Origin of the sequence: Clostridium tarantellae (assembly GCF_009295725.1) — a bacterium.
Taxonomy (GTDB): Bacteria; Bacillota; Clostridia; order Clostridiales; family Clostridiaceae; genus Sarcina; species Sarcina tarantellae.
Window position 1 is genome coordinate 1 of the sequence record NZ_WHJC01000117.1, and the last position, 10,031, is coordinate 10,031.

General features: G+C 28.3%; 2 protein-coding genes. Both read left to right on the top strand.

The annotated features are described in order from the left end of the window. The first annotated feature begins 232 nt into the window (after positions 1 to 232). The gene (locus tag GBZ86_RS08865) at positions 233 to 5,020 is read left to right on the top strand and encodes a discoidin domain-containing protein (RefSeq protein ID WP_152889806.1); all 4,788 of its coding nucleotides are present in this window, start codon (positions 233 to 235) and stop codon (positions 5,018 to 5,020) included. 206 nt (positions 5,021 to 5,226) lie between these two features. Further along, on the top strand, positions 5,227 to 9,858 hold the full coding sequence (locus GBZ86_RS08870) for a carbohydrate-binding protein (RefSeq protein ID WP_152889809.1): 4,632 nt from the start codon (positions 5,227 to 5,229) through the stop codon (positions 9,856 to 9,858). The last annotated feature ends 173 nt before the right edge of the window (positions 9,859 to 10,031 follow it).

The following is a 10,031-nucleotide window of genomic DNA, read 5'->3' on the forward strand; positions in this document are numbered from 1 at the left end:
GTATTTATTGACCAAATAAATTATAGATGATAAAATTAAATTGTAAATGGAAAAAAATACCAAATAACAGATTGTAATATTATATTTAGTATATAAAATTAGTAAACTTTATATCAAGTTAATGTTAGTAAAATAAATTACAATTTATCTAGTTTTATTTAATCTAGTTTTATTTAATAGTAAATTATAAAACTAACTATGGATATTAAAAGAATTAAAGGGGGAAGAGAAGGTGAAAAATAATAGAAGAAAAATAGCTATTTTAATAGCAACGGCATTAACTACATCTATGTTGGTTAATTATCAAGTTCCTACAAGTGTAAAAGCTTCTAATGAGGGTAAAGTTAATGTTGAAGTCGATGAAAACGTTGTTACTATAGGGAATGGATTTATTTCTAGAACATTTTCTGTTGCAAACCATAAGGTGAAAACTTCTGAGTTAGATAATAAGAGAGCTGGAGTTACTTATAATCCAGCAGAAGGCTCTGAGGAGTTTGTTGTAAATACTTTATCTGAAAAATCTACTAATTGGAAAGTTATTGATTCGAGTAGTGAAGAAACAAATTTAGAAAATGGTGGAGCACAAAATGCTATAGATGGTGATTCATCAACTATTTGGCATACTAAATATGGTGGAGGAGTTGATCCATATCCACATTATATAACTATAGATTTAGGTGAAGAAAAGAATTTAGAAGGATTTTCTTATTTGCCAAGACAGGTTGGAAATAATGGAGATATAAAGGATTATGAGTTTTATGTTAGTAATGATAGCGAAAATTTTGGAGAACCAGTTTCTAGAGGAACTTTTAGTTATGACGGTAAGAAAGAGATTAGGGTAAATTTTGATGAACCTACTACTGGAAGATATATAAAACTAGTAGGAGTAAATTCTGTTAATGGAGCTAATTTTGCATCTTGTGCAGAGTTTGATATTGTTGAAGTTGGAGAAGATGAAAAAGAAAAAACAGAAATTTCAACTTCAGATTTAACATTAAATAATGTAAATGTGGAAGAATCAGCTGATAATAATGGTAAAAAGGTAGAATTTGATTTTGAACCATTTCAGTTTAATGGAGCTAATTGGGACATTGATATGAATGTTGTCATGGAGGATGGAGATCACTTCATGAGAAAATATCTTGAAATTAGTGTTGATGATCCTAAAGCAGCTATAGATTATATTGATTTAGAACATTTAATTTTGGATGATACTGTAACACAAAGCTGGTCAAGACCTGATATGGATCCTGCTTTTATTTCTGGATATCATATAGCCTTAGGACAACCAATTTATATTGATGGTATGTTCTTTGGTTCAGAATTTCCATCTACAGATAATAGAATTATAGATGCTGAAGGAAAAGATTTAGCTCATATTAAGTATTTTTCTGGTAAAGAATTTGAGGATTTAAAGAAAACTACTGATGGTAAATTTGTTACTTGGCAGACTGTAGCAGGAGCAGCTAGAAGTACTGATCAATCTGTAATACAATCAGATTTCTTTAAATATATAGATACAATTTCTACAAGAACTGATTTTAGAAAACAATATAATTCTTGGTATGATCATATGATGAGCATAACTGCTGAAAATATAGAAGGATCTTTTTATGAAATAGAAAAAGGATTATCTCAAAATGGAGTTGAACCAGTAGATTCCTATGTAGTGGATGATGGGTGGAATGACTATAATGGAGATTTTTGGTCATTTAATGAAAAGTTTCCTAATGAGCTTTATGATTCTACAGCTCTAACTGATAAATTCTCTTCAAACTTTGGATTGTGGCTTGGACCAAGAGGTGGATATAATTATAATTCACAGTTTGGTAGACAAATGGAAGCGGCAGGTACAGGTGGATTTAATCCAGCCTCTCATGATGTTTGTACAGGGCATCCAACTTATTTGAATAATTTAACAGATTTATTTAAAGACTATATGAAGAAATTTGATATAAATTATTGGAAATTAGATGGATTTAATTTAAGTCCTTGTCCAGTTAAAACTCATGGTCATATAACTGGTGGACCTAATGGAATGTATTTTACTACTGAGCATTGGGAAAATTGGGTAGATGTATTTACTGAAATGAGAGAAGCAAGAAAGGCTGAAGGTAAGGATTTATTTATAAATATGACCTGTTATTCAACACCAAGTCCATGGTTTTTACAATGGGTAAATACAATATGGCTACAAAATAGTAATGACGTAGGTTTTATTGGTGAAGCAGTAGATGATTCTATGATGGATGCTATGTTGACTTATAGAGATGACAGATATTTTGATTTTGTTGAGACTAGACAATTCCAATTTCCATTAGCAAATGTGTATAACCACGATCCTATTTATGGTAATACAAATGTTCATAATGGAAAGACTGTTACAATGAATACTGATCAATTTGAGAAGTATTTATATATGCTTATGACAAGAGGAACTGCATTTTGGGAATTATATTATAGCTATAATTTAATGGACGATGAAAAATGGATGGTTAATTCAGAATTATTAAAATGGGGAGAAGAAAATTTCCACATTTTAAGAAATGCTAAATTAATAGGTGAAACTCCTAAAAATGGACATGTTTATGGATATTCTTCTTGGGATGGAGACGAAGGAATAGTTTCTTTAAGAAATCCATCTAATGAAAAGAAAACTTTTACTCTTACTTTAGATAGATTAATAGGAGTAGGTGAAAATGCAGTTAATTTAAGCAAGACTACTGTTTATCCATATGGGGTATTGGAAGATACAACTAAATATAATTATGGAGATACTATAACTGTAGAGTTAGAACCTCATGAGGTAGCAATTTGGCAGTTTGGTGAGGGAGATAAAATTGCTGCTGAGATAGTAAATGTAGAAGCTTCAGAAATGAACAAAGTAAAAGTAGAATTTAATGAAAGAATTTTAGGAGATAAACTAAATTATTCTATGGAAGGTAATACTGTAGTAAATGCTAAGGTATTAGCTGATCATAGAACTGTTGAATTAGAGTTAGAAAATGAACTTACTGATGGTGAGGAATATACTTTAAATATTAATGGAGTAAGTGATTTAGGTAGGAATTTAACTAATTCAATTGAAACTTTTAATTTCTATGGAGAGAATAAAGTATTAGAAGTTAAGAGTTCAGATGATATAAAAGGAGGCGTTACTGAAGGAGCAGGCGTAACTCCTAATATAAAAGCTTTAATGTTAGAAGATAAATCATATGAGCTTAATGATACAAATTCTATAAAAGGTGTTTCAGATTTTGGAGTATCTATGTTAGTTAAAACAGCAGATATTAATGGAACTCTTTTATCTCAAGGGGATGAATATAACTTAAAAATAAATGGAGAAGGAAAATTAGAGTTTACTTGTAAGGGAGTAACAGTTACATCAAATTCTGTGGTTAATAATGATACATGGAATAATGTTACTGCTTTAAGAGAAAAAAATGGAATGGTTAAGATTTATATCAATGGTATTTTAGATAATTCTTTTTATGATGAAGATAAGATTAATGAATATGTGACTAATTCTCAAATAACTTTAGGAAGCAATGATTTTACAGCGGCTATTTCTAATGTGGTGGTTAGAAATAATGCATTAGGTTTTGATGAAGTTAAGGTTGATGCAGAGTCTATTCCAACAGGTGATTATAAAGTTAAAACACATAAAACAACAACAATAAAAGGAATTTTACCTGAACTTCCAAGTAAGGTTACATTAGAATATGAAAATGGAGCTAATATAGAGGCTGATGTCACTTGGGAAGATTTAAATGTTGATGATTTTAATGTACCAGGTGAAGTAACTATTTATGGTACTATAGCTGGTATAGAAGAAAAAGCTATAGCAACTATTAGAGTTTTAGAGGCTATACCAAATGATGAATTTAATTCATCAGAATTAAATGGAATTTGGTCTATAGAAAGAGAAGTTGAAGATAAATGGAGTTTAACTGAAAATGAAGGAAAATTAACTATTCATGGAACTGCTGGATATAATGATGGAACTGACAGAAATGATAATGATAATATATTCCTTCAAGAAAGATATTCTGAGGATTATGTAATAACAACTAAATTAGAAGGAAAACCAACGGCAGCGTATCAATCGGCAGGATTATTATCTTATGTGGATAATAATAACTATGTAAGAATTTCAAGAAAAAATGTGGGAAGTAATATTTTAAGCTTCACATATGAAACAAATGGTGGTCCAAATCATATAGAAATAGCTGACCCATTACCAGAAGAAGATATTTATTTAGCTTTACAAAAAGAAGAAGATATGTATTCTTCATATTATAGTATAGATGGTGTAGAGTGGAAGGCTATAAATGAGCCAGTTAAAGTTAATATAGAAAATAATCATAAAGTTGGATTATATGCAACTAATGGAACAGGTTCACAATATACTGTTAAGTTTGATCATTTTAGATATTTACCATATTCACCAACTACTTCTATAGAATCAGTTGATAATATAACGGTAACTACTGAAGCTAAGGTAGCACCAGTAATGCCAGCTAAAGTAACACTAAATTTAGCTGATGGAACTACAAAGAGTGCCATTGTTAAATGGAATGATATAAATGAAGATTTATATGAAAATGTAGGTGCTTTTGAAGTTAAAGGAATAATTGAAGGAACTGATTTAGAAGTAACTGCAACGGTTAACGTTGAAGAAGGAGAGATAATCCCTCCAACAGGTAAAAAACCAAATAAGGTTGAAAATTTAAAAGTAACAGATAAAACAAGTAATAGTGTTACATTATATTGGGAAGCTCCAAACAATACTACAATTAAAGATTATGTAATTTTTAAAGATGGTATGGAGATAGGTAGAACAAAGGATACTAATTATACTGTAGACGGATTAGAGGAAAATACTTTATATGGTTTTAAAGTTGTGGCTATAAGTACTGATTTACAAATTTCAAGACCAGTAGCTAGAAATGCTAGAACTGAAAAAATAAGTGAATCTAAGGGACTAATTAGTTCTATATTAAGAAAGATTTTTAAATAAAAACTTTTATAAACTTTTAAGAAATAGAAGAAGTAGTAAGGCTTCTTCTATTTTATTTATCTATAAATTTAAAAAATTACATAAGTTTATATTTAGACAATTTAAACATAGATTTTTTTATTTAGTTAAAATATTTATGTCAAATTTAAAGTAAATTACATATTATATTAATAGTTATAAATAAATTATTTAATGGAGGATAATTTATGATTACAAATAATATGTTTTCAACAAATTACAACCCTACCTTAGGAACTCTTTTAAATGGAGCATATGTAAATATAACCACTAATTTAGTAGAGGGAATTGGCGGTACAATGGATGGCTTGGTAGAAGTTTCTTTAAATGTGGAAAATGAAGGAAAATACAATCTATCATTAAATTATTTATCACCCTATAGTAATTCTAGCTTAGTTATTGATACTAATGATAGTAATTCACAAGATGTTTACTTTATATTACAGACTACAGGAAGTGGAATAGAAAATATTCAAATATTTAATACAGTAGTTCATTTAAAATCAGGAATTAATAAAGTTAAGTTTCATGGCAATGGTGTTGATGTAGGTCCTAGTATAGGTACTTTTAATCTTGAATTTATTGAAAGTACTAATACAGAAACAAATATACTAAATGATACCTCTACTTCTGTTTTTTCAGCAGGACCTTCATATAATTCTATAAATTATGATTTAGCTTTAGGATATCTTTTTAATGGAGCTAGAATAAATACAAGTAATAATTTTGTTGAGAATCTTGGAGGAATATCTGATGGTTCAGCAGAAATACTTTTAAATGTTGATAAAGATGGACAATATAATTTAAGTATTAAATATTTAACACCTTATAATTTTACAACATTAAAGATAGATATTAATGGATTCGACTCTCAAAATATATATTATTTTCCAAGTACTTTTGGTGCTACTGCTGAAGATGCACAAATTTTTAATATTGCAGTTGATTTAATTTCAGGAAATAATTTAATTAAGTTTCATGGAGATGGAGTTAATAATTCACCTAATATAGGACAAGTTACTGTTGAGCTTATTGCAGCTAAGATATCTTCAATATTATCATCTTCTACACCTTTAATAACAAATTATGATGCAGTTTTAGGCACTTTTTCAAATGGAGCATCAGTAAATGAATCAACTAATTTTGTGGATAATATTGGAGGTCCTATGGATGGATCAGTAGAAGTGCCTTTAAGTGTTGATAAATATGGTGAATATAATTTAGAGTTTAAATATTTAGCACCTTTGGACAATAGTGCTTTAAAAATAGATGTTAATGATGTTGTTTCAGATGAAGTTTATTTCATACCCCAAACAATAGGAAACACTTTATCTTCTGCAAAGACTTTTATTACAGCAGTTACTTTAAGACCTGGAAATAATAAAGTTAAATTTCATGGCAATGGTGTAGATATAGCACCAAGTATAGGAACATTTACTTTAAATCCAGTAGGAGCGTCATCAGAAAATATATCTACATCAGTATTTTCAACTGGTGATAATACTTTAGTGACAAATTATAATGCCACTTTAGGAACATTTTTTAATGGTGCATCAGTAAATATGACAACTAATTTTGTAGGCAATATTGGAGGCCCAATAGATGGTGCTATAGAAGTACCTTTAACAGTTAATAAAGAAGGAGAATATAATTTAGAACTTAAATATTTATCTCCTTTTGACAATACAGCATTAAAAATAGATGTTAATGATATTGTTTCAGATGAAGTTTATTTCATACCAAGAACAGCTGGAAGTACTATAGATTATGTTGAAAATTTTAAATTAATAATTAATTTAAAAGCAGGTACTAATAAAATTAGATTTCATGGAAATGGATTAGATATGGCGCCAAGCATAGGAACATTTACTGTTACTCCAATTTCCGTAGTAAATGATACCACCTCAGTTTTTTCAACAAATCCTAATATTTTAGTAAAAAACTATGATGCTTCTTTAGGGACACTTTCAAATGGTTCATATGTAAATGCAGTAACTAACTTTGTTGATAATCTTGGGGGACAATTTGATGGAGCAGTAGAAGTACCGTTGAGCATTGATAAAACTGGAGAATATAATTTGGAATTCAAGTATTTAGCCTATGATAATACAAGGTTAAAATTAAATATTAATGGTATTGATTTAGAAAATAATTTTTTTGTAGCAAAAACTAGAGGTGTTACTTTAAATGATGTTCAACTGTATAATTTGGTGATTACTTTAAATGCGGGAATAAATATTATTAAATTTCATGGAAATGGAATAGATATGGCACCAAGTATAGGAAGTTTTTCTATTAATTTTATAAATGAAATACTAGATAATTCAACATCACCATTTGGAGCAACTCCATCAAAATCAGAAATGGTATATGATACAACTTTAGGGACTATTGAAGGTAAAGCAAGTGTAGTAAATAATGCTACAAAAATGTTAGATAATATAGGTGGAGTTAATATGGGAGCATCTACAGTAAATGTAGCTGTAGAGAGCGATGGAATGTATAGTTTAGATCTTAACTATTTGTCTCCAAATGGAATTAGTAAATTGAAAATTGATGTAAATGATTTTGCTACCACTACTATTTATTCATTAGAAAAAACTGATGGAATGACTGTTAAAGATATTAAATCATTTGAAACTACACTAAATTTAAATAAAGGTACTAATAAACTTAAATTTTATGGAGAGGAAAGTAATACTAAATTAAGTATAGGCAAATTCACAATAAAGCCATATACAATGGTTGATATTAAAGTATATAATGCTAATACAGGTTCTCTTGTTAATGGAGCTGTTATAAATAAAAATACTAAATTTGTAGATAATATTGGTGGAAAATTAGAAGGAGCAACAAAAATTCCAATAGCAGTTGATAATAAAGGAAAATATAATTTAGCTATTAATTATTTATCTCCTGGTGCAGATAATACAATAAAAATAACTATTAATGATATTACCACTTTAACTACACCGTTAGTAAAGACAATGGGGGCTTCTAGTTCTAGTGCTAAAATAGCTAATATTTTAGTTGAGTTAAATAAAGGAAATAATATGATTAAGATTTCAGGAGAGAAATCAAATAAGGCCTTTAGTGTAGGTGTATTTACTTTATTATTAAAAGAAATAGTTAATGATATTATGAATACTGGTGTTTTATATGATATTTCAACAGCAACGCTAGCTAATGGAGCAAGTTTAAACAAAACAACAAAATTTGTGGAGAATATTGGTGGAAAAACAATGGGAACAGCAGAATTAACTATAGATATTCCTAATAATGGGCCATATTATTTAGATTTAAATTATTTATCTCCTAGTGGAGATAGTAGTTTAAAAATAGATGTTAATAATAAGAATACAGGAACTATATATCATATGGAAAAAACACCAAGTAATAATATGTCAGATGTTAAAGTTTATAATATTCCTTTAGATTTATTATCAGGAAAATATAGTATTAAATTTTATGGAGATGAAACTAATGCAAGTCCAAATTTAGGAAATTTCTCCATAACTCCAATAACCATAATAAATGAAGCCACAATACCAATAATGCCAACATCTACTTTAAGTAAAGAGTATTCTTTAGAAAAAGGAAAACTTAGTAATGGAGCTATAATTAATACAACAACTAAATTTATAGAAAATCTTGGAGGACAAAATGATGGAGCAGTGGAAATAACTACAATAACTATTCCAATGGAAGACACGTATATGTTAGCATTCTATTATTTATCTCCAAATGGTGACAGTAGTTTACAAATATCTATTAATGATATAGATACAGGAGAAAGTTATACTTTAGCTCAAACTGATAGTGAAAACATGGAAGATATGCTACTTTTCATGGAAATCTTAACTTTAAATAAAGGGGTTAATAGAGTGTATTTCCATGGAGATGGTTCAGATGATGGACCTAGTTTTGAAAAAATTACTCTAACTCCAATAAAAGTTGAAAAAGTTTCTTCAAAAGAGACAACTTCAGTTTTTTCAATGGAGGAATCTAGTGCTTTAATAACTAATTATGATACGGCATTAGGGATTCTTGCTAATGGAGCTAGGATAAATGAAATAACTAGTTTTGTAGATAATATTGGTGGAGTTTCGGATGGTGAATCAGAAATAATTCTAACAGTATATGATGGCGGAATATACAATTTGAATTTAAAATATTTATCTCCATATGAAAATACAATTTTAAAGATAATGGTTAATGACGTTGATTCAGATAAAGATTATGTTATACCTGAAACTTTAGGAGCTAATATAGAAGATGCAAAAATATTTAATACTACTATTAATTTAACAGAAGGAAAGAATTTAATTAAATTCCATGGAAATAAAATTAATAATGGACCAAGTTTAAGTACTTTTGTTATTCAGTTAGTAGAGCCAACTAATAACCTACCTTTAGATGCAAATGCACAAGCTTTAATAACAGATTATGACCTAGCATTAGGTATACTTTCAAATGGAGCAGTTGTAAATAAAGAAACTAACTTTGTAGATAATTTAGGAGGCACATCAGATGGAGCAGTACAACTTACTTTAACTGTAGATAAAGAAGGATTATATAGGTTAGATGTGGTATATTTATCTATTTATGGAAGTAGTATTCTGAAATTTGATTTAAATGGTGTTAGTTCAGAAGATAGGTATTTTATTCCACAAACACAATTATACGATGCTGAAAATTTAAATGTTTTTAGTGTAAATATTGATTTATTAGCAGGTGAAAATATAATAAAATTCCATGGAGATGGAATTGAAATAGCACCAAGTATAGGACCATGTATGCTTACTCCATTAACTAATTAGCTTTAAATATAAACAATGAAGTTCCTATTATTTATTAAAAATAAATTTACAGGTAATAAAATTTTGCTTGATATTAATTAATAAAGCTATTATTGTAATATAACAATAATAGCTTTTTGAAGTTAGTTAAATATTCTTTAGGATAAAATATAAACAAAGATTCAATAATATGT

Bases quoted from the DNA above. Each gene is read 5' to 3' on its own strand.
- GBZ86_RS08870 (WP_152889809.1), top strand. From the start codon at position 5,227: ATGATTACAAATAATATGTTTTCAACAAATTACAACCCTACCTTAGGA.